This is a genomic window from Saccharopolyspora erythraea NRRL 2338 (genome assembly GCF_000062885.1).
In the GTDB taxonomy this organism is placed as follows: domain Bacteria; phylum Actinomycetota; class Actinomycetes; order Mycobacteriales; family Pseudonocardiaceae; genus Saccharopolyspora_D; species Saccharopolyspora_D erythraea.
The window spans coordinates 2,424,566-2,443,061 of sequence record NC_009142.1 but is presented as its reverse complement, the minus strand read 5'-3'; the positions used below and the strand labels follow the sequence as shown (position 1 = coordinate 2,443,061).

Annotated in this window: 19 protein-coding genes; 5 read left to right on the top strand and 14 right to left on the bottom strand. The window is 72.1% G+C overall.

The genetic code is table 11. The features are described from left to right. Positions 1 to 3 precede the first annotated feature (3 nt). Positions 4 to 1,491, top strand: a complete 1,488-nt coding sequence (locus tag SACE_RS11015; RefSeq protein WP_011873611.1) for a bifunctional phosphatase PAP2/diacylglycerol kinase family protein — start codon at positions 4 to 6, stop codon at positions 1,489 to 1,491. Positions 1,492 to 1,565: 74 nt separating this feature from the next. On the opposite strand, the gene prcA is transcribed toward SACE_RS11015, so the two are convergent. The 4 genes from prcA to dop form a co-directional block, all read right to left on the bottom strand. Continuing rightward, complete coding sequence (prcA, locus tag SACE_RS11010; protein ID WP_009945865.1) at positions 1,566 to 2,336, bottom strand: proteasome subunit alpha; 771 nt, start codon at positions 2,334 to 2,336, stop codon at positions 1,566 to 1,568. 76 nt (positions 2,337 to 2,412) lie between these two features. Next, the gene (gene prcB, locus SACE_RS11005) at positions 2,413 to 3,258 is read right to left on the bottom strand and encodes a proteasome subunit beta (RefSeq protein ID WP_009945866.1); all 846 of its coding nucleotides are present in this window, start codon (positions 3,256 to 3,258) and stop codon (positions 2,413 to 2,415) included. Between the two features lie 206 nt (positions 3,259 to 3,464). Then, positions 3,465 to 3,656, bottom strand: coding sequence for a ubiquitin-like protein Pup (locus SACE_RS11000; RefSeq protein WP_009945868.1), 192 nt, complete (start codon positions 3,654 to 3,656; stop codon positions 3,465 to 3,467). A 154-nt stretch (positions 3,657 to 3,810) separates the two neighbouring features. Next, on the bottom strand, positions 3,811 to 5,310 hold the full coding sequence (gene dop, locus SACE_RS10995; RefSeq protein WP_009945869.1) for a depupylase/deamidase Dop: 1,500 nt from the start codon (positions 5,308 to 5,310) through the stop codon (positions 3,811 to 3,813). Between the two features lie 120 nt (positions 5,311 to 5,430). On the opposite strand from dop, the gene SACE_RS10990 reads away from it, so the two are divergent. After that, positions 5,431 to 5,952 carry an NUDIX hydrolase gene (locus SACE_RS10990; RefSeq protein WP_029621535.1) on the top strand — a complete coding sequence of 174 codons (522 nt, stop codon included), beginning with the start codon at positions 5,431 to 5,433 and terminating at the stop codon, positions 5,950 to 5,952. 224 nt (positions 5,953 to 6,176) lie between these two features. Here the strand turns inward: SACE_RS10990 and SACE_RS10985 are convergent, their stop codons facing one another. Further along, entirely contained in the window at positions 6,177 to 7,118 is a 942-nt protein-coding gene (locus SACE_RS10985) for an aldo/keto reductase (protein WP_009945871.1), read from the bottom strand. A 140-nt stretch (positions 7,119 to 7,258) separates the two neighbouring features. After that, positions 7,259 to 9,052, bottom strand: coding sequence for a proteasome ATPase (gene arc / locus SACE_RS10980; protein ID WP_009945872.1), 1,794 nt, complete (start codon positions 9,050 to 9,052; stop codon positions 7,259 to 7,261). 561 nt (positions 9,053 to 9,613) lie between these two features. Here arc and SACE_RS10975 point away from each other — a divergent pair. After that, positions 9,614 to 10,291, top strand: coding sequence for an Rv0361 family membrane protein (locus tag SACE_RS10975; protein WP_009945873.1), 678 nt, complete (start codon positions 9,614 to 9,616; stop codon positions 10,289 to 10,291). Positions 10,292 to 10,363: 72 nt separating this feature from the next. On the opposite strand, the gene SACE_RS10970 is transcribed toward SACE_RS10975, so the two are convergent. Next, positions 10,364 to 11,194 (bottom strand): tRNA (adenine-N1)-methyltransferase, encoded by an 831-nt coding sequence (locus tag SACE_RS10970; protein WP_009945875.1) that lies wholly within the window; start codon positions 11,192 to 11,194, stop codon positions 10,364 to 10,366. An 83-nt stretch (positions 11,195 to 11,277) separates the two neighbouring features. Continuing rightward, positions 11,278 to 12,420: a site-2 protease family protein gene (locus SACE_RS10965; RefSeq protein WP_009945876.1), complete on the bottom strand. Its 1,143-nt coding sequence runs from the start codon at positions 12,418 to 12,420 to the stop codon at positions 11,278 to 11,280. Positions 12,421 to 12,507: 87 nt separating this feature from the next. Here SACE_RS10965 and SACE_RS10960 point away from each other — a divergent pair, with 87 nt between their 5' ends. Together SACE_RS10960 and SACE_RS10955 are read left to right on the top strand one after the other, a co-directional pair. Further along, entirely contained in the window at positions 12,508 to 13,389 is an 882-nt protein-coding gene (locus tag SACE_RS10960; RefSeq protein WP_009945878.1) for a RecB family exonuclease, read from the top strand. Between the two features lie 17 nt (positions 13,390 to 13,406). Beyond that, positions 13,407 to 14,183 (top strand): thioesterase family protein, encoded by a 777-nt coding sequence (locus SACE_RS10955; RefSeq protein WP_009945879.1) that lies wholly within the window; start codon positions 13,407 to 13,409, stop codon positions 14,181 to 14,183. An 87-nt stretch (positions 14,184 to 14,270) separates the two neighbouring features. Here SACE_RS10955 and SACE_RS10950 read toward each other — a convergent pair whose 3' ends face one another. The 6 genes from SACE_RS10950 to SACE_RS10925 all read right to left on the bottom strand — a co-directional run bounded on the left by SACE_RS10950 (position 14,271) and on the right by SACE_RS10925 (position 18,408). Beyond that, positions 14,271 to 15,062 carry a VOC family protein gene (locus SACE_RS10950; RefSeq protein WP_009945880.1) on the bottom strand — a complete coding sequence of 264 codons (792 nt, stop codon included), beginning with the start codon at positions 15,060 to 15,062 and terminating at the stop codon, positions 14,271 to 14,273. Between the two features lie 152 nt (positions 15,063 to 15,214). After that, positions 15,215 to 15,541: an antibiotic biosynthesis monooxygenase family protein gene (locus SACE_RS10945; protein WP_009945881.1), complete on the bottom strand. Its 327-nt coding sequence runs from the start codon at positions 15,539 to 15,541 to the stop codon at positions 15,215 to 15,217. Further along, positions 15,538 to 16,386: an ATP phosphoribosyltransferase gene (hisG, locus tag SACE_RS10940; RefSeq protein ID WP_009945882.1), complete on the bottom strand. Its 849-nt coding sequence runs from the start codon at positions 16,384 to 16,386 to the stop codon at positions 15,538 to 15,540. The genes SACE_RS10945 and hisG overlap by 4 nt, the downstream gene beginning before the upstream one ends. Positions 16,387 to 16,413: 27 nt before the next feature. Continuing rightward, on the bottom strand, positions 16,414 to 16,677 hold the full coding sequence (locus SACE_RS10935) for a phosphoribosyl-ATP diphosphatase (protein ID WP_009945883.1): 264 nt from the start codon (positions 16,675 to 16,677) through the stop codon (positions 16,414 to 16,416). A gap of 61 nt (positions 16,678 to 16,738) precedes the next feature. Further along, a complete protein-coding gene (locus SACE_RS10930) occupies positions 16,739 to 17,710 on the bottom strand; it encodes a homoserine dehydrogenase (RefSeq protein WP_009945885.1) in 972 nt (323 codons plus the stop codon). Then, positions 17,710 to 18,408 carry an HAD family hydrolase gene (locus SACE_RS10925; RefSeq protein ID WP_009945887.1) on the bottom strand — a complete coding sequence of 233 codons (699 nt, stop codon included), beginning with the start codon at positions 18,406 to 18,408 and terminating at the stop codon, positions 17,710 to 17,712. The genes SACE_RS10930 and SACE_RS10925 overlap by 1 nt, the downstream gene beginning before the upstream one ends. Positions 18,409 to 18,496: the final 88 nt, after the last annotated feature.

Sequence of the window (18,496 nt, the reverse complement as noted above, 5' to 3'; positions counted from 1 at the left end):
CAGGTGCTGCAATGGTTTCGCAGAGTCATCGACGACGTCAACGCGTTCGACCGCGTTCTGGCCGGCAAGAGCGCCGGGCTCCCCCGCAGTGTCGCCGACCCCGGGCTGAAGGCGCTCAGCACGGCTGCCAACCACAGCCTGCTGTGGCTGACCGTGGCCGCCGCCCTGTCCGGTGGGAAGGGCGTGACCCGCCGCGCGGCCTTCCGCGGTGTCGCGGCGATCGCCGGCGCGAGCGCGACGACGAACCTGATCGGCAAACCGCTGTTCCCGCGCAGGCGCCCGGCGGCCGAGCTGATGCCGCCGCACCGCAGGCTCGACGATCCGCCCACCTCCTCGTCCTTCCCGTCCGGGCACGCCGCCTCGGCGGCGGCGTTCGCCACCGCGGTGGCCATGGAGTCGCCGAAGCTGGGCGCCGCGGTCGCCCCGGTCGCGGCGGCGGTCGCCTACTCCCGGGTGCACACCGGCGTGCACTGGCCGACCGACGTCGTGTGCGGGGCGGCGGTCGGCGCGGGCATGGCCTGGGCGACCAAGCGGTGGTGGCCGGTGCGCCCGGCCGAGCCCGCGGCCAGCAACCATCCCGCCGAGGCGCCCGCGCTCATCGACGGCCGGGGGATGCTGGTGCTGGTCAACGCCGTCTCCGGCAACGGCCAGCTCGACCCGGAGCAGTGGGTGCGCACGCACTGGCCCGCGGCCGCGGTGGTGCGTGCCGAGCCTGCCAACGGCCTGATCGACGGCCTGCGCGAGGAGCTGGAGCGGCGGCAGGACCGCGTGCGCGCGCTCGGGGTCGCCGGCGGCGACGGCACGGTGGCCGCCGTGGCGGCCCTGGCCACCGAGCGCGGGCTGCCGCTGGCGGTGCTGTCCACCGGCACGCTCAACCACTTCGCCCGCGACATCGGCGTGGAGCACCTGCCGGCGGTGTCGGACTCGGTCGCGGCCGGATCGGCGGCCACCGTGGACCTCGGCGGGTTCACGGTGGACGACCGGCCCACCGACTGGTTCATCAACACCGCCAGCCTCGGCGGCTACCCGGACATGGTGCGGTTCCGCGAGAAGTGGGAGCCCCGCTGGGGCAAGTGGCCCGCCGCGGCGATGGCGCTGGTGCGGGTGCTGCACGAGTCCGAGCCGCTGGAGGTCGACATCAACGGGGAGCGCCACCGGGTGTGGGTGCTGTTCGTCGGCAACGGCGCGTACGCGCCGCGCGGTTTCGCCCCGACCTGGCGGCCCCGGCTCGACAACGGCACGCTCGACGTGCGCTTCGTGCGCGCCGACCGCCGGTTCTCCCGCCTGCGCTTCGTGCTGGCGGCGATCACCGGCGCGCTCGACCACAGCCACACCTACGTCGAACGCGAGTGCTCCCACCTGGAGGTGGCGGTGCACGGCTCGCCCGTGTCGGTGGCCACCGACGGCGAGGTCCACGCCCCGGGGCGGCGGTTCACCTTCACCGCGCACGAGAACGTGCTCAGCGTCTACCGGCCGACCACAGCGGACTGACTCACCGTCCACCCGGAACGGACGACGCCCTGCTCCCCGGCGGGGAGCAGGGCGTCGCGCGTGCGAGCGGGGGGTCAGCTCTTCTTGTCGTCCCCGGTCTTCTTGTCGTCCCCGGCGTCACCGGAAGCTTCGCCGTCGGTGGAGCCGCTCTCCTCCTGGCTGGGCAGCAGCGCCTTCAGCGCGGCACCGGTGATCCGCCGGAAGGTCCGGTTCGGCCTGGCGCGGTCGAGCACGGCGACCTCGAGCTGCCCGACGCCCAGCTCCCGCGTGCCCTCGCCGCCGGAGGACAGCGCCCGGATCGCCAGACCGGCGGCCTCGGCCAGCTCCAGGCCGTCGGAGAAGGAGTCCTTGAGGGTGGTGGTGATGGTGTCGGCCTGCCCGCCCATCACCACGTACTGCGGCTCGTCGACGATCGACCCGTCGTAGGTGAGCCGGTAGAGCTGGTCGTTGTCGGCGGTCTGGCCGACCTCGGCCACGCAGATCTCCACCTCGAACGGCTTGATCTGCTCGGTGAAGATCGCGCCCAGGTGCTGGGCGTAGGTGTTGGCCAGCGCCCGGCCGGTGACGTCGCGGCGGTCGTAGGAGTAGCCGCGCACGTCGGCGATCCGGACCCCGGCCACCCGCAGGCTCTCGAACTCGCTGTAGCGGCCCACCGCGGCGAAGCCGATGCGGTCGTAGATCTCCGACACCTTGTGCAGCGTCGTCGACGGGTTCTCGGCCACGAACAACACGCCGCCCGCGTACTTGAGGACCACCACGCTGCGTCCCCTGGCGATGCCCTTGCGAGCGAGCTCGGAACGCTCCCGCATCAGCTGCTCGGGAGAGGTGTAGAACGGCATCGTCACGACTGTGCACTCCTGGATCGAATCGTTCGCCCGCGCCCGGGCGGCGAGGTTTCTCGGTGAGCAGGGGTGGGTGGGCTCAGCCGCCCGGGTTCTGCATGCGGCCGTTGACGACCTCGGTGGCGATCTCGGCCGCGCGCTCCTCGGGGACCCGCGTCGCACCGTCGGTCCCGGTGATGGTGATGATCGACGGGTAGATCCGGCGCGACAGGTCGGGTCCGCCGGTCGCGGTGTCGTCGTCGGCGGCGTCGTAGAGAGCCTCGACCGCGGCGCGGACCGCGGTGTCGACGTCGGCGTCGGGGTCGAAGCGCTTCTTCAGCGCGGACTTGGCGAACAGGGATCCGGAGCCGACTGCGTAGTAGCCGCCGAGCTCGTTGTAGCGGCCGCCGGTGATGTCGTAGGACACGATCCGGCCCGCGCGGTCGGGGTCGTCGGCGTCGACGTCGAAGCCGGCGAACAGCGGCAGCACCGCCAGCCCCGCCATCGCGCCCTGGAGGTTGCCGCGCAGCATCGTGGCGAGCTTGTTGGCCTTGCCGTCCAGCGACAGCGAAACGCCTTCGAGCTTCTCGTAGTGCTCCAGTTCGATGGCGTAGAGCCGCACCATCTCCAGCGCGATGCCCGCGGTGCCCGCGATGCCCACGGCGGAGTAGTCGTCGGTGACGTAGAGCTTCTCCATGTCCCGCTGGGCGATGAGGTTGCCCATCGTCGCCCGGCGGTCCCCGGCCAGCAGCACTCCGCCGCGGAAGGTGAGGGCGACGATCGTGGTCCCGTGCGGGGCCTCCACGGCGCCGTCGGGGACCGGGCGGCTACCCGGCATCAGTTCCGGGGCCGCGACCCGGAGGAAGTCGGTGAACGACGACGATCCCGGGGTGAGGTAGGCAGCGGGCAGGGCCTGACCCGGGAACCGGGTCGAGCTGGATTCCATCGGCGACATCGTCTCCTGCTCTAACTGGTGTCACGACAAAACCTGTGACCTGAGGACAGGACTGCACTCTAGTCAAGATCGGCGCGGGACCGGCACCGTCGGCACCCGCGCGGTGCGCGACCGCACCGCGCCGGGACGCGCCAGGGCGGTGCCGGGCCGGTGTGGACACCGGCCCGAACCGCCGACGGCGCGCGCGCCGATCCGGACTACTGGCCGCCCTTCTGCACGTAGGCGCGGACGAAGTCCTCGGCGTTCTCCTCCAGGACGTCGTCGATCTCGTCCAGGATGGCGTCGACGTCCTCGCCGAGCTTCTCGCGACGTTCCTGACCGGCGGCCTCGGGACCCGATTCCTCTTCGCCGTCGCCGCCGCCGTGCCGCTGAACCTTTTCCTGCGACATCTTGCCTCCCGGTGGTCGCACTCGGCGGATGCCGGCCGACGATGCCGGACATCCATGCTTTGAACACTACCCATCCGACCACCCGTTCGCCCACAGCCATGCGGGCGTCGTTTCGATCATCCGCCCGCTGCTGACGTGCGCGAAGCGTGGTGTCTCACCCCTTGGTCAGGGAGTCCACGAGCTCCTCGGCGCTGCTCGCGGCGTCGAGCAGCTCGCCCACGTGCGCCCTGGTCCCGCGCAGCGGCTCCAGGGTCGGGATCCGCACCAGCGACTCCCGTCCCAGGTCGAAGATGACCGAGTCCCACGAGGCGGCCGCCACCGACGCCGGGTACCGCTCCAGGCACCGGCCGCGGAAGTAGGCCCGGGTGTCCTCCGGCGGCGAGGTGACCGCCGCCCGCACCTCCTCCTCGCTGACCAGGCGCTTCATCGAGCCGCGGGCGACGAGCCGGTTGTAGAGGCCCTTGTCCATCCGCACGTCGGAGTACTGCAGGTCGATCATGTGCAGCCGCGGCGAGGCCCAGCCGAGGCTGTCCCTGGTCCGGTAGTTCTCCAGCAGCCGCAGCTTGGCGGGCCAGTCCAGCCGGTCGGCGCAGTCCATCGGGTCGCCGCCGAGCAGGTCCAGCACCTCGCCCCAGGTGGCCAGCACGTCGCGGGCGGCGCGTTCGGCGCCGTGGGAGTCCAGGTGGGCCGCCGCCCGCTCGTGGTAGGCCCGCTGCAGGTCCAGGCCGGTGAAGCGCCTGCCGTCGACCAGCTCGACGGTCTGCTTCAGGCCGGGGTCGTGGCTGATGAGGTGCACCGCCTGCACCGGGTCGGCGAGCTTGAGGTCGTCGAAGCGCTCCCCCGCCTCGATCATGTCGAGCACCAGCGCGGTGGCGCCCAGCTTGAGGTAGGTGGAGGTCTCGGCGAGGTTGGCGTCGCCGATGATGACGTGCAGCCTGCGGTACTTGTCGGCGTCGGCGTGCGGCTCGTCGCGGGTGTTGATGATGCCGCGCTTGAGCGTGGTCTCCAGGCCGACCTCGACCTCGATGTAGTCCGAGCGCTGGGAGAGCTGGAAGCCGGCCTTCTCACCGGCCTGGCCGATGCCGACCCGCCCGGAGCCGCAGACCACCTGCCGGGAGGCGAAGAACGGCGTCAGCCCGGTGATGACCGAGGTGAACGGCGTGCTGCGGGCCATCAGGTAGTTCTCGTGGGTGCCGTAGCTGGCGCCCTTGCCGTCCACGTTGTTCTTGTAGAGCTGCATCGGGGCGGTGCCGGGCACGCTGGCCGCGCGGATCGCGGCCTCCTCCATCACCCGCTCGCCCGCCTTGTCCCATACGACCGCGTCCATCGGGTTGGTGACCTCGGGAGCGGAGTACTCCGGGTGGGCGTGGTCGACGTAGAGCCGCGCCCCGTTGGTGAGGATGACGTTGGCCGCGCCTAGGTCGTCGCTGTCCGAGCCGTTGGGCTGCTGGGCAGCCGCCCCCAGGTCGAAGCCGCGGGCGTCGCGCAACGGCGACTCGACCTCGTAGTCCCAGCGCGCCCGGCGCGCCCGGGGGATGTCGGCCGCCGCCGCGTAGGCGAGCACGATGTGGGTGGAGGTGAGCACCGGGTTGGCGCTCGAGTCTCCGGGCACCACGATGCCGTACTCCACCTCGGTTCCCATGATCCGCCGCATACCTCGCAGCGTACGGGTTCCGGAGCCGTTGGCGGAGTGCCGGACGCGATGTGTGACCCGGCAATCGCACCGCGTGTGCGAAGAACCGGTGCGGGTGGTGCGGGTGGGATGATCTTCGGCGTGAGCGGCGAACACGAAGAGGTGGCGATCTACGACGCGTCCGGGCGTGTCGTCGGCAGCGCCCCGAGGGGGCGGATGCGCGCAGAGGGGCTGTGGCACGCGGCGGGCGAGGTGCTGCTGCTGTCACCCGGGCGCACCGAGGTCTACGTGCACCGGCGCACCGAGACCAAGGACATCTACCCGGGGATGCACGACTGCTGGGCCGGTGGCGTCGTGGCCGCGGGCGAGGACCCCGCTGTCACGGCGGTGCGGGAGCTGGCCGAGGAGCTCGGCGTGGCGGGCGTGCGCCCGCGGTTCCTGTTCCACACCGTCCACGAGCGGGGTTCGGTGCGCTTCCACGCCTACCTGTACGAGGTGCTGTGGGACGGCCCGGTCGTGCACCAGCCCGAGGAGGTGGCCGAGGGGTGGTGGATGCCGGTGGAGGAGCTGCGCGAGCGGCTCAGCGACCCGAGCTGGCCCTTGGTGCCCGACGGCCGCCAGTTCGCCCAGGAGTGGTTCGCCGGGCGGGCAGGGAGGCGCTGAGAGCCCTCCGGCGGCGTCAGTGCCCGCCTTTGACGCTTCTTTGAAGCGGCAGCCGCTTGGCCCACCTGGCAACCGGCACCGCCGCGGGTTCTCAGGCGTTCTCTGGCGAGGACAGCTTTTTCGCGGCGTATGGGCGATACATGAGAAAAAGGATCCCGGAGCCAGAGGACACCTGAGGTTCCGCCACCGGAACCGCTACGAAAGGTGACCGCGAAGACAGGCGATCAGTGCCACGGCAGCGCGGCGCGCTCACCCCAGTAGGTCGCGGCGTCGCGGGTGACCGGCGCGAGCTCGTCGAGGTCCTGGCGGCTCAGCACGACGTCGCGCACGGCCAGGTTGGACATGAGCTGCTCCACGCTGGCCGGGCCGATGAGCACCACGTCCGCCCACGGCTGCGCCAGCACGTGGGCCAGCGCGACGGCGTCGGGGCCCACTCCGTGGCGCTGGGCGACCTTGAGCACCGCCTCCGGCGGTTCGACCGCCAGCCTGCCGTTGGCCAACGTCTCCTTGACCAGCACCCGCCAGCCGCCGTGGTGGGCCTCGGCCAGCGCCCGCCCCGCCGAGGGCTCCATCGAGTTCCACGTCGACTGCACGGCGCCGAAGAGCTGGGTGCCGCCCACTTCCAGCTCCCAGCCGCGTTCGATGGCCTCGGCCTGCGCGGCCCCGCTGGTGGAGAAGCCCAGCCGGACGCCGGAGTCGCGGATGCGGGCGAGCTCGTGCTGCAGTTCGAGGTCGTCGAACAGCGGGCTGTCGGCGGTCAGGGAGTGCACCTGGTAGAGGTGGACCCGGTCGCCGAGCAGCTTGCGGGTCTCCGCCCACTGCGCGCGCAGGCGCTCCACGGAGTGCTCCTTGACCTCGTGGACCTCCGTCTCGATCCGCCACTGCGCGACGTAGGCGTAGCCCCACTTGCTGGAGACCGTGACGTCCTCGTGCCCGCGTTCGGCGAGCCAGCCCGCGAGGAACTCCTCGGCGCTGCCGTAGGAGCGGGCGGTGTCCACCCAGCGCAGCCCCTGGGCGTGCGCGGCGTCCAGTACCAGCTTGGTGCGCTCCCGCATCTCGTCGGCCGTGCGCAGCCCGGGCAGGACCCCGGTGCGTCCCACGTTGATGTAGGCGGGGCGGCCCAGCGCCGCCAACCCGACGCCGAGGCGCTGTTCGGTCGAGATCATGCCCCGAAACCTAACCGGTCGGCGCGCGCGCCGACACTCGGCGCGGTCCGGGGCCGCCACCGGCGTGGGTGACGGCCCCGGACCCGTTGTCGTCGCTCAGGCGGCGCGGCCGCCCGGCAGGGCGACCAACTGCACCGCGCCTACAGGTACTGGCCGGTGTTGGTGGCCGTGTCGATCGCCCGTCCGGACTCCTGGTTCTTGCCGCTGACCAGGGTCCGGATGTAGACGATGCGCTCGCCCTTCTTGCCCGAGATCCGCGCCCAGTCGTCCGGGTTGGTCGTGTTGGGCAGGTCCTCGTTCTCGGCGAACTCGTCGATGATGGCGTCCTGCAGGTGCTGGACCCGCAGACCGGGCTGGCCCGTCTCCAGCACGGCCTTGATGGCCGCCTTCTTCGCCCGGTCCACGATGTTCTGGATCATCGCGCCGGAGTTGAAGTCCTTGAAGTACAGGACCTCCTTGTCCCCGTTGGCGTAGGTGACCTCCAGGAACCGGTTCTCGTCGGTCTCGGCGTACATCCGCTCGACGGTGGTCTGGATCATCGCCTCCACGCACGAGGCCTGGTCGCCGCCGAACTCCTTGAGGTCCTCCTCGTGGATCGGCAGCTGCCTGGTCAGGTACTTGGAGAAGATGTCCTTGGCCGACTCGGCGTCCGGACGCTCGATCTTGATCTTCACGTCGAGCCTGCCGGGCCGCAGGATCGCCGGGTCGATCATGTCCTCGCGGTTGGAGGCGCCGATGACGATGACGTTCTCCAGCCCCTCCACACCGTCGATCTCGCTCAGCAGCTGAGGAACGATCGTGGTCTCCACATCGGAGGACACGCCGCTGCCGCGGGTGCGGAAGATCGAGTCCATCTCGTCGAAGAACACGATCACCGGAGTGCCCTCGGAGGCCTTCTCCCTGGCCCGCTGGAAGATCAGCCGGATGTGCCGCTCGGTCTCGCCCACGAACTTGTTGAGCAGTTCGGGACCCTTGATGTTCAGGAAGTAGGACTTCGCCTGCCCGTCGTCGTCGCCCCGCGAGGCGGCGACCTTCTTGGCCAGCGAGTTGGCCACCGCCTTGGCGATGAGCGTCTTGCCGCAGCCCGGAGGGCCGTAGAGCAGGACGCCCTTCGGCGGCCGCAGCTGGTACTCGACGTAGAGGTCGGAGTGCAGGAACGGCAGCTCCACCGCGTCGCGGATCTGCTCGATCTGGTTGCCCAGGCCGCCGATGTCGTTGTAGCCGACGTCCGGGACCTCCTCCAGCACCAGGTCCTCCACCTCGGCCTTGGGCACGAGGTCGTAGGCGTAGCCCGCCTTGCTGTCGACCAGCACCGAGTCGCCGGCCTTGAGCCCGGACTCGGCCAGCGGCTCGGTCACCCACACCACACGTTCCTCGTCGGTGTGCCCGAGCACCAGAGCCCTCGGGCTCCGGGTCACCGCGTCGACAGGCAGGAGCTCCCGGAAGGTGCACACCTCACCGGTCTGTTCGAACGCGCCCGCCTCCACCACGGTCAGCGCCTCGTTCAGCCGCACCGACTGACCGAGCCGCAGGTCCTCGGTGGCCACGTTCGGCGACACCGACACCCGCATCTTGCGGCCGGAGGTGAACACGTCGACCGTGCTGTCCTCGTAGGCGTGCAGGAACACCCCGTAGCCGCTCGGCGGCTGGGCGAGGCGGTCGACTTCCTCGCGCAGGGCCATGAGCTGGCTGCGCGCTTCCTTCAGGGTTTCGGTGAGTTTGGCGTTCCGTTCGGTGAGCTGGCTCACTCTCTCGGATGCCTCGGCCAGCCGCTTTTCCAGCAACCGGACCTGCTGAGGGGACTCGTTGAGCTTTCGGCGCAGCAGGGCCACCTCGTCTTCGAGCAGACGAATCTGGCTGTTGAGCTCGGCATCTCCACCGATCTGCTGCTCGCCGCCCTCCTCAGGCCGGCTGCCGGGACGGTCGTGCTGCATGTCGGCACCCTCCTCCCGTGCTCGTACCACCACGGTACCGGCGATCACCGACGACGGCGGCGTCGTGATTGCCCGCCGGATCGCCCAGAGTGCCACACAATTCGGCGAACTCACATGAATGACGCCGGGTCGGTACCGCCGCGACCGCCTCCCAGCAGGGCACCGGCGACCACGCTGTGTCGATGATCATGGGCCGTTCGGTGCGGCCCGGGGTGCCCCGGCGACGCGGATACCCGGTGGCAGACGGGCATGTTCGGCGTTGCGCCACGCCGTCGGCCACCCGCTGTGGCATCCGGGTGTACGACTCCGGCAACCGGGTGTCATTGTCCGGAAGCCCACCGTGAGCACCCCGGAACTTCTCCCATCATTTGGAACAACCCCCGTCGCGCGGGCCCCGCCGCGCATGGCGGCCACCGCGGACCGGCGGCGTTCCGGAGCACGATTCGGTGCCGAAATCGTCCACTCCCCACACCGCGCTCGGCGGGCTCTGGTCTACTTACGCCCGCCGTGCACACCGGACGGCGCCCTTGACAACCGAAACCACTCGGGGGAGGACGCGCAATGACCTATCCGCCGCAACAGCCAGGTCCAGGCGGGTGGGGCCAGCAACCCGCGGGCGGCGGGATTCCCGCCCAGGGCCCGCAGCAGCCACCGCAGCAGCAGCCCGCCTGGTACGGCAACCAGCACACCGGCTGGGGCCAGCCCGGGCAGCAGGCGCAGCCCACGCAGCAGGTACCGGCCTTCGGGCAGCAGACGCCGCCCCAGGCGCCCGACTGGGGCGGGGAGTTCGGTCCGGGGAGCTGGATCCAGGAACCGGGTGGTTTCGCCGACGTCGAGCCGCCGCGCAGGAAGTCGAAGCTGCCCTGGATCCTGGGCGGCGCGGGAGCGGTGGTCGTGGCGGGCGGGGTGGCCGCCGGGCTGTTCTACTTCATGGGTGGCGGCCCCGGCGAGGCCAGGCCGGCCGCCCAGGCGGTGGTCGACAAGGTCAACGCCCACGACTTCGCGTGGCTGGCCGACAACCTGTGCCAGGCCAACCACCAGCAGCTCAAGTCGGCCCTCAACCAGCTCGAGCCGTGGCAGTTCGACATCCGCCTCGGCCAGGTCACCGAGCAGGGAGACCAGGCCACCGCGAAGATCTCGGGCACCTACGTCGAGGACGGGGTGGCCCACCCGGTCGAGCAGACCATGGGCCTGTCCGTCGAGGACGGTCAGTGGAAGCTCTGCAAGCTGGAGCAGTGACCGGACCCGTCTCGCAGCGGCCCGTCCGGCGTGAAGCCGGGGCGGGCCGTTCCACGTCGGCGCCGGTCCGGCTCAGCCCTTGCTCGGCCTGCGCTGCGGCCTCGGCGGCGTCACGCCGTCCGCCAGCCTGCGCGTGACCAGCAGGAACGCGGTGTGGGCGACCATCCGGTGCTCCGGGCGGACCGCCATGCCGACCACGTGCCAGGGCCGGACCAGCGTCTCCCACGCCTGCGGCTCGGTCCAGCACTGCTGCTCGCGGATGGCCTCGGTCACCCGCGAGAGCTGGGTGGTGGTGGCCACGTACACCACCAGCACCCCACCCGGCACGAGGTTGTCGAACACCGTGTCGAGCACGTCCCATGGCGAGAGCATGTCCAGCACCACCCGGTCGACCTGCCCGCCGTCGTAGTTTTTGACGTCGCCGACGCGCAGGGTCCAGTTGCCGGGCACGTCGCCGAAGAACTTCCGGACGTTGCGCTCGGCGTGCTCGGCGTGGTCCTCACGCACCTCGTAGGAGGTGACGCTGCCCTCGTCGCCCACCGCGCGCAGCAGCGAGCAGGTCAGCGCCCCGGAGCCCGCACCGGCCTCCAGCACCCGCGCGCCGGGCCGGATGTCGCCCCACATGAGGATCTGCGCGGCGTCCTTGGGGTAGATGACCTGCGCCCCGCGCGGCATCGACAGCACGTAGTCGGCGAGCAGGGGCCGCACGGCCAGGAACGAGGTGCCGCCCGCGGAGGTGACCACCGACCCCTCGGGCTGTCCGATCAGGTCGTCGTGGGCGAGCGCGCCGCGGTGGGTGTGGTACTCGCCGCCGGTCTCGAGGACGACGGTGTAGTGCCGCCCCTTCGGGTCGGTCAACTGGACCCGGTCGCCCGGCCGGAACTCACCGCTGACGGTGCTCACTCGCGTCGAACCTCCTGGATGTCTGGCCGCCCACCGGCGGGCACGGCGGACCATCGTCCCAGAAGGACCCGGCGCGTCCTCGCTCACCCGCGCCGTGCGTGCGCGTGCAGCGCGCTGCGCAGATCCTCGCGGCGCAGGACCCCGTTGGGCCTGCCGTCGGCGTCGAGGACCAGAAACTGCCAGGCCAGCACCGACTGAACCCGTTCCAGGACCGCCTCGGGCGGCTCGCCCGCGAGCAGGATGGTCTCCGGGCCGACCGGCTCCGACGCCCGCTCCGCGGGCTCCAGCGGCGCGTGGGCGGCCAACCGCTCGGCCGCGGTCTCGTCGAGCAGCCCGACGGCCAGGCCGTCGGCGCGCACCAGCACCACGCCGCGGCCCGCGGCGGCGACCAGCGCGTCGCGCACCGGGCTCTCGGCGGGCAACTGGAGCACCGGGCGGACCAGGTCCTCCAGCCGCAGCCCGTCCGGCCAGTGCCTGCGCTGCTCGGCGTTGTGCTCGGCCCCGGCCCCCGCGACGACGAACCAGGCCAGCAGCACGCACACGCCCAGCCGCAGCCACTGGTCGTCGGCGTTGCCCAGCAGCCCGACCAGCGCCCACACGATCAGACCCACCGCGACGGCTCCGGCGCCGACGACGCCCGCGGTAGTGCCCGCGTGCCGCCGTCCGGTCACCGCCCAGGTCAGCGCCCGCAGCATCCGCCCGCCGTCGAGCGGCAGGCCGGGCAGCAGGTTGAAGACGCCCACCGCGAGGTTGGCCACGCAGGTCTGGGCGACCAGCAGCCACACCGCCCCGCCGGGCGGCAGCGCCAGCCAGGCGACGCCGGTGAGCCCGGCCAGCGCGATCGACACCGCAGGCCCGGCGACCGCGACGACGCCTTCCTGGCCGGGTCGGGGCGGTGTCCTGGAGATCTCGGTGATCCCGCCGAGCAGGAACAGCCGCACGCGGCGCACCGGCAGTCCCAGGCGCAGCGCGACCAGGCAGTGGCCCAGCTCGTGCAGCAGCACCGACAGCGCCAGCAGCACCGTGAAGGCGGCCGCGACCAGTCCGCTGGTCAGGCTGGTCGCGCCGGGCAGCAGGCGGCCCACCAGCGGCGTGTAGAGCAGGACGATCACCGCCGCGCCCACCCACCACGACGGCGACAGCAGCACCGGCACGCCGGCGACCCGGCACAGCAGGAGCCCTCCTTCGCCGTGCCGCGCTCGGCCCCGTCCCGACGTGGTCGCCATGGGCGCAGCGTAGAACGGCGGAGGTGACCTCGTCGTGACCCGGCGGGCCGTCAAGCGTGTCGGGCAGCTCATCTAGGGTCTGGGACCATGGTCGACTCGCAGGCGGAAACCGCACCTCAGCCGGCAGGCGTCCGGCGGCCGGCGCTCTCGCCGTCCCGAGCGGGGGACTTCAAGCAGTGCCCGCTGCTCTACCGGTTCCGCGCGGTGGACCGGTTGCCGGAGACCCCGACCAGGGCGCAGGTGCGCGGCACGGTGGTGCACTCGGTTCTGGAGCGGCTGTTCTCGCTGCCCACCGCGGAGCGCGGCCCGGAGCGCGCCCGCGCGCTGCTGGCGCCGGCCTGGGAGGACCTGCTGGCGGCCGAGCCGGGGCTCGGCGAGCTGTTCGACGGGGCCGGCGACCCCGAGCTGGCCAGGTGGCTGGACTCGGCCAACGCCCTGCTGGACTCCTACTTCGAGCTGGAGGACCCGCGCCGCCTCGAACCGGAGGCCTGCGAGCTGAGGGTGGAGACCGAACTGGAGTCGGGTGTGCTGCTGCGCGGCTTCATCGACCGCGTCGACGTCGCCCCCACCGGGGAGATCCGCCTGGTCGACTACAAGACCGGTGCCGCGCCGCGCGAGATCGGCGAGGCCAAGGCGATGTTCCAGATGAAGTTCTACGCCCTGGTGCTGTGGCGCACCCGGGGCGAGATCCCGCGGCAGCTGCTGCTGATGTACCTCTCGGACAAGCAATCGCTGGCCTACACCCCCGACGAGGCCGAGCTGCGGCGCTTCGAGCGGACCCTGGAGGCCATCTGGCAGGCCATCCTCAAGGCGGGCCGCACCGGTGACTTCCGGCCGAACCCGAGCAGACTGTGCGACTACTGCGACCACAAGCCGCTGTGCCCGGCCTTCGGCGGGACCCCACCGCCCTACCCCGGCTGGCCGGAGCCGGACCCCGGACCGGAGACGGTGCTGGACCGCACCGACTGAGAGGCGGCGAGGACGAGGTGACCGGCGACGTTTTCTACGAACCGGTGGGCGGGGACCGCTACCTGGCGACCGGGCACACCGCGGGGCCCTGGTCGGAGCGCGCCCAGCACCTCGGCCCGGTCGCGGCGCTGCTGGTGCGCGAGCTGGAGTCGTGCTCGCCCCGGGAGGGTGTGGCGCTGCGCCGGGTGAGCGTCGACGTCCTGGGCCCGGTCCCGGTCGGTGAGGTCGACCTGCGCGCCGAGCTCCTGCGTCCCGGCCGGTCGGTGGAGCTGGTCTCGGCCGAGCTCTCCTCCGGCGGCCGGGTCGCCGCGACCGCGCGGGCGTGGCGCTCGGCGCGGTCGGACACCGAGCAGGTCTGCGGGGTCGCCTCCGACCCCGTCGCGCCGCCGCACCTGCCGGAGATGGACATCCCGGGCGGGTGGAGCGCCGGCTACGCGGCGGCGGTCGAGTGGCGGGTGGCCGACCCCGCCGCGCTCGGCACCGGCCGCGTCCAGGTGTGGGCGAGGCTGCGGATGCCGCTGGTCGCGGGCGAGGAACCGAGCAGCCTGCAACGCCTGCTGGCCATCGCCGACTCCGCCAGCGGGGTGTCGAGCTCGATCAGCATGGCGGAGTGGTCGTTCGCCAACACCGACCTGACGGTCCACGTGCACCGTGAACCGGCGGGCGAGTGGATCGGCATGGACGCCGAGAGCGCGGTGGGGACCGACGGTGCGGGCGTCGCGAGCAGCGTGCTGCGCGACGTGCGCGGCCCGGTCGGCCGCGGCGCGCAGTCGCTTTTCATCAGCCCGCGCTGATCCGTCCTCCACTGTGGAGGATCGGTCCGATTTCCGTTGCCGGACGGGAAAAGCGACCGCGGCAGATCCGCCGCGGTCGCCCCCGCGTCAGTCGTCGTAGGGGTCGAAGTTGGCCGCGGTGCCGAAGTTGCCCGCCTGGCTCGGGTCGACCACGGCGAACCGCGCGCCCGTCGGATCGCGAAGCACCGCGACCCGCCCGATGCTGGAGTCGTAGGGGTCGACCCGGACCCGGCCGCCGAGCCCGATCGCCTCGCGCACCACCTCGTCGGTCCCGCGGGCCCGGTCCACGCCCAGGTACAGCAGCCAGTGCGGCCTGGTGTGGGCGGAGATGAACTCGCGGATCATGCTGACCCGGGCCAGCACCGACTCCTCCCCGAGATACCAGACCGAGTAGTCCGAGCGCCCCTCGGTGCCGAACTGCTCGTGGTCGTAGCCGAACAGCTCCTGGAAGAACACGTCGGCGGTCTGGGCCTTGATCGTCACCAGCTCGGCCCACATCAGGGTGCCGGGCAGGCCGACGTCGAACTGCCAGCCCTCCTCCGGTTCCAGCAGGCCGAACTCGGCGTCGCTGGGCCCCATCAGCACGACCTTCGTGCCGAGGCCGCTGACGTGGTTGCGGGGCACGGTGATCGCGGCTCCGAGGCGGGTCGCCTCCTCGGCGGTGGCAGCGCTGTCCCCGGTGGCCAGGTAGAGCCGCCACACCGAGTGCTCACCCGAGGCGGCGCGGATGCTGGCTACCGGGAACCCGTCGTGCAGGGCGATCAGGTGCTCGCCCGCCTCCGGGTCCCGGTGCAGCCGGTACTCCCAGCCGAACAGGCCCGCGTAGAACTCGCACGCCCGCTCGGCGTCGGTGGTGATCAGCTCGATCCAGCAGGGCATCCCAGGGTAGAGATCCCACTGCGGTGGCGAGGATCCCGGTGTCACGACGGCCATTTCCCACCCCCGGCGAACGGTTCAAGATCGTTTCGTTGGAGGCAATTATGACTTCCCGGGCCACCGTTGTGCAGCGACCCGGGAAGAGAACCGGCAGATCAACCGGCGATTTCGGGCATTTCGGCGTCGGAGGTCACCAGCTCGTAGTGCTCTACGACCGGGAACGGATCGTAGAAGTGGTGCAGGAGCTGCTTCCAGCGCCCGTAGTCGGGGCCGCCGCGGAAGCCCACCTCGTGGTCGCGCACCGACCGCCAGCGAATCAGCAGCAGGTACCGGCCGGGCCGCTCCAGGCACCGGCGGAGCTCGAGCCCGAGGAAACCCGGCGTGGCCGCGACCAGCGGCCTGGCCTCCTCGAAAGCGGCCTCGAACTCCGCCGCACGGCCCGCGACCACGTCGAGGACGGCGGTCTCCAGGACCCCGTTCACATCCGGCAGGAGCGGATGTCCGACGACAGGATCGCCTTCGCGCCGAAGTCGGCGAGCCGGTCCATGATCGCCGGGGCCTCCTTGCGGGAGACCATCGCGCGGACCGCGACCCACTTCTCGTCGGCCAGCGGCGACATCGTCGGCGAGCCGAGCCCGGGGGTCAGCTTCGCGGCCTCGTCGAGCAGGTCGCGGGGGCAGTTGTAGTCCAGCATCACGTACTGCTGGGCGAACACCACGCCCTGCAGCCGGGCCACCAGGCGGTCCTTGGCCTCCTGCTGGTCGGAGCCGCGGCGCTCGATCACCACCGCCTCCGAGGAGCAGATCGGCTCGCCGAAGGCGACCAGGCTGTGCTGGCGCAGCGTGCGCCCGGAGCCGACGACGTCGGCGATCGCGTCGGCCACGCCGAGCTGGATGGAGATCTCCACCGCGCCGTCGAGCCGGATGACATCGGCGCTGACGCCGTAGCGGGCCAGGTCGTCGGTCACCAGCCGCGGGTAGGAGGTGGCGATCCGCCTGCCCGCGAGGTCGCCGACGCTCCACTCCCCCGCCTCCGCCGGCGCGGCGTAGCGGAAGTTGGAGCCGCCGAAGCCCAGCGCCAGCCGCTCGTCGACCGGCGAGCCGGAGTCCAGCGCCAGGTCGCGGCCGGTGATGCCCAGGTCGAGCTCGCCGGAGCCGACGTAGATGGCGATGTCCTTGGGCCGCAGGAAGAAGAACTCGACGTCGTTGACCGGGTCGAGCACGGTCAGGTCCCGCTGCTCATGCCGCTGCCGGTACCCGGCTTCCGCGAGCATCTCGGAGGCGGGACCGGCCAGCGTGCCCTTGTTGGGCACTGCCACACGCAGCATGGGACTTGATCTCCTTCTTCTCTGGGGTTACAGGTAGCGGTAGACGTCTTCGAGGGACAGCCCGCGGCCGAGCATGACGACCTGCAGCCGGTACAGCAGCTGCGAGATCTCCTCGGCCAGCGCCTCGTCGGACTCGTACTCGGCGGCGATCCACACCTCGCCGGCCTCCTCGATGACCTTCTTGCCCTGGGCGTGCACCCCGGCGTCGAGAGCGGCCACCGTGGCCGAGCCCTCCGGCCGGGTCCGGGCGCGTTCCTGCAGTTCGGCGAACAGCTCGTCGAAGGTCTTCACGTGTCCGATCCTTGCATCCGGCCGGTCCGGTACCGAAGGCGACCCGCGGTGGCCACGTCCGTCACCGGAACCCGGCGGTGCCTTCCAGCACCGCGCCGAGGGTGTCCTTGACCATGGCCAACGCCGCACCGCGCGGGCTGGAGCGCCCGCCGGAGACGGTCACCGGCCCGGCCTCGCCGCAGTCGTAGGTGACGGCCTTCTCCGGACCGGTCAGGGCGCCCAGCGGCGAGGTCACCGGCTCGGCGCTCAGCCGGACCTCGACCACGCCTGGCCGGTCGGCCTCGGCAGAGGCGACGTGGCGCAGCCGGTGCCCGGGTTCGACGCCGCGTTCGGCCACCGGCTCGGCGCTGACCTCGGTCCGGGCCGGGTCCCAGCCCCACAGCAGTGCCGCCAGCAGCCGCATCTTGGTCGCCGCGTCGCCGCCGGACAGGTCCGCCGACACGTCGGCCTCGGCGATGCCCAGCTCCTGGGCCCGCGCGACCGCCTCGGCCTGCGGAACGCGCTCGGCCAGCCGGTCCAGGACGAAGGTCGCGGTGCCGTTGAGGCAGCCGCGCACCGCCCGCACGTCGAACCCGCGCAGGACGGAGCGGGCGAGGTCACCGGCGGGCATGGCGGCGCCGGTGGCGCCGGAGACGCGGACCGACCGGCCGGCGGCGCGGGCGGCCCGGTCCAGGGCGTGCCACTCGGTGAGCAGGTGGGTCTTGGTGGCCGTCACCACGTGCGCGCCGCAGGCGAGGGCGGCCAGCGCCTCTCGCGCCGCGCGGTCGCCGCCGTCGGAGGGCACGGCCTGGGCGAACACGCGGGCGCCGGTGCGGGCGAGCGCGTCGGCGATGTCGTCGGCCGGCTCCCACGCCTCGCGCGGCGCGACCTCGCCAGAGGCGCCGACCGAGGTCCTGGTCCGGTTGCCGCGGACCTCCACCAGCCGCAGGTCGACGCCGTACCGGTCGCGCCAGGCGGCCCGGTGCTCGCGCAGCAGCCCGGCGTAGGCCTGCCCGACGGGTCCGTACCCGGCGAGCAGGACCGGCGTCTCCATCAGGCCGCGGCTCCGTCCAGGACGGTGGAGAGCGTGGTCAGGTCGAGCCCCTCCAGCGAGTCGCGCAGCACGCGGCGGTCGCCGGGCAGCAACGGCACCTCGCACGGGATCGCGATCACCGTGCAGCCAGCGGCCTCGGCCGAGGCGACCCCGGTCGGGGAGTCCTCGATCGCGACGCACCCGGCCGGGTCCACCCCGAGCATGCGGGCGGCCCGCAGGTAGGGCTCCGGGTCGGGCTTGTTGCGGCCGTCCACCTCGTCACCGCAGACGGTGATGTCGAAGTGGTCGCGTCCGATGGTGTCCAGCGCGATCTCGGCCAGCGAACGGATGGTGGAGGTCACCAACGCCGTGCTGATGCCGTGCTCGCGCACGGTGCGCAGGGCTTCCGGGGCGCCGGGCCGCCAGGGCAGGCCCTCGCGGAACAGCTCCGCGGTGCGCGCCCCGACCCAGGCCGCGGCGTGGTCGACGTCGGCCTCCTCGGTCGGCAGGCCGAGGTCCTCCAGCAGCATGATCATGCTGCGGGTCATGTTCGAGCCGACCATGACCTCGCGGGTGGCGTCGGACAGGCTGCCACCCCGATGGGCCGCGTAGTCGTCCAGCGCGATGGTCCAGAGCTTCTCGGAGTCGACCAGCGTGCCGTCCATGTCGAACAAGACGGCGGCCGGGCTGGTCGGGCCCTGATCGGCGGCGTCGGTCATCGCGCAGGCGTCCCCCGTGTTCGCGTGGTGGTCGGAGCCGTTCCAGTAGAGCAGAGCGACCAGGGCCGTTCCCAGCGAAAGTGTCCGA

What these genes read in the sequence shown, in the direction of transcription:
- prcB (WP_009945866.1), bottom strand. Translation starts at nt 3,258, where the DNA reads ATGGAATCCAGCTCGACCCGGTTCCCGGGTCAGGCCCTGCCCGCTGCC.
- SACE_RS11000 (WP_009945868.1), bottom strand. Translation starts at nt 3,656, where the DNA reads ATGTCGCAGGAAAAGGTTCAGCGGCACGGCGGCGGCGACGGCGAAGAG.
- dop (WP_009945869.1), bottom strand. Translation starts at nt 5,310, where the DNA reads ATGCGGCGGATCATGGGAACCGAGGTGGAGTACGGCATCGTGGTGCCC.
- SACE_RS10985 (WP_009945871.1), bottom strand. Translation starts at nt 7,118, where the DNA reads ATGATCTCGACCGAACAGCGCCTCGGCGTCGGGTTGGCGGCGCTGGGC.
- arc (WP_009945872.1), bottom strand. Translation starts at nt 9,052, where the DNA reads ATGCAGCACGACCGTCCCGGCAGCCGGCCTGAGGAGGGCGGCGAGCAG.
- SACE_RS10975 (WP_009945873.1), top strand. Translation starts at nt 9,614, where the DNA reads ATGACCTATCCGCCGCAACAGCCAGGTCCAGGCGGGTGGGGCCAGCAA.
- SACE_RS10965 (WP_009945876.1), bottom strand. Translation starts at nt 12,420, where the DNA reads ATGGCGACCACGTCGGGACGGGGCCGAGCGCGGCACGGCGAAGGAGGG.
- SACE_RS10960 (WP_009945878.1), top strand. Translation starts at nt 12,508, where the DNA reads ATGGTCGACTCGCAGGCGGAAACCGCACCTCAGCCGGCAGGCGTCCGG.
- SACE_RS10950 (WP_009945880.1), bottom strand. Translation starts at nt 15,062, where the DNA reads ATGCCCTGCTGGATCGAGCTGATCACCACCGACGCCGAGCGGGCGTGC.
- hisG (WP_009945882.1), bottom strand. Translation starts at nt 16,386, where the DNA reads ATGCTGCGTGTGGCAGTGCCCAACAAGGGCACGCTGGCCGGTCCCGCC.
- SACE_RS10930 (WP_009945885.1), bottom strand. Translation starts at nt 17,710, where the DNA reads ATGGAGACGCCGGTCCTGCTCGCCGGGTACGGACCCGTCGGGCAGGCC.
- SACE_RS10925 (WP_009945887.1), bottom strand. Translation starts at nt 18,408, where the DNA reads ATGACCGACGCCGCCGATCAGGGCCCGACCAGCCCGGCCGCCGTCTTG.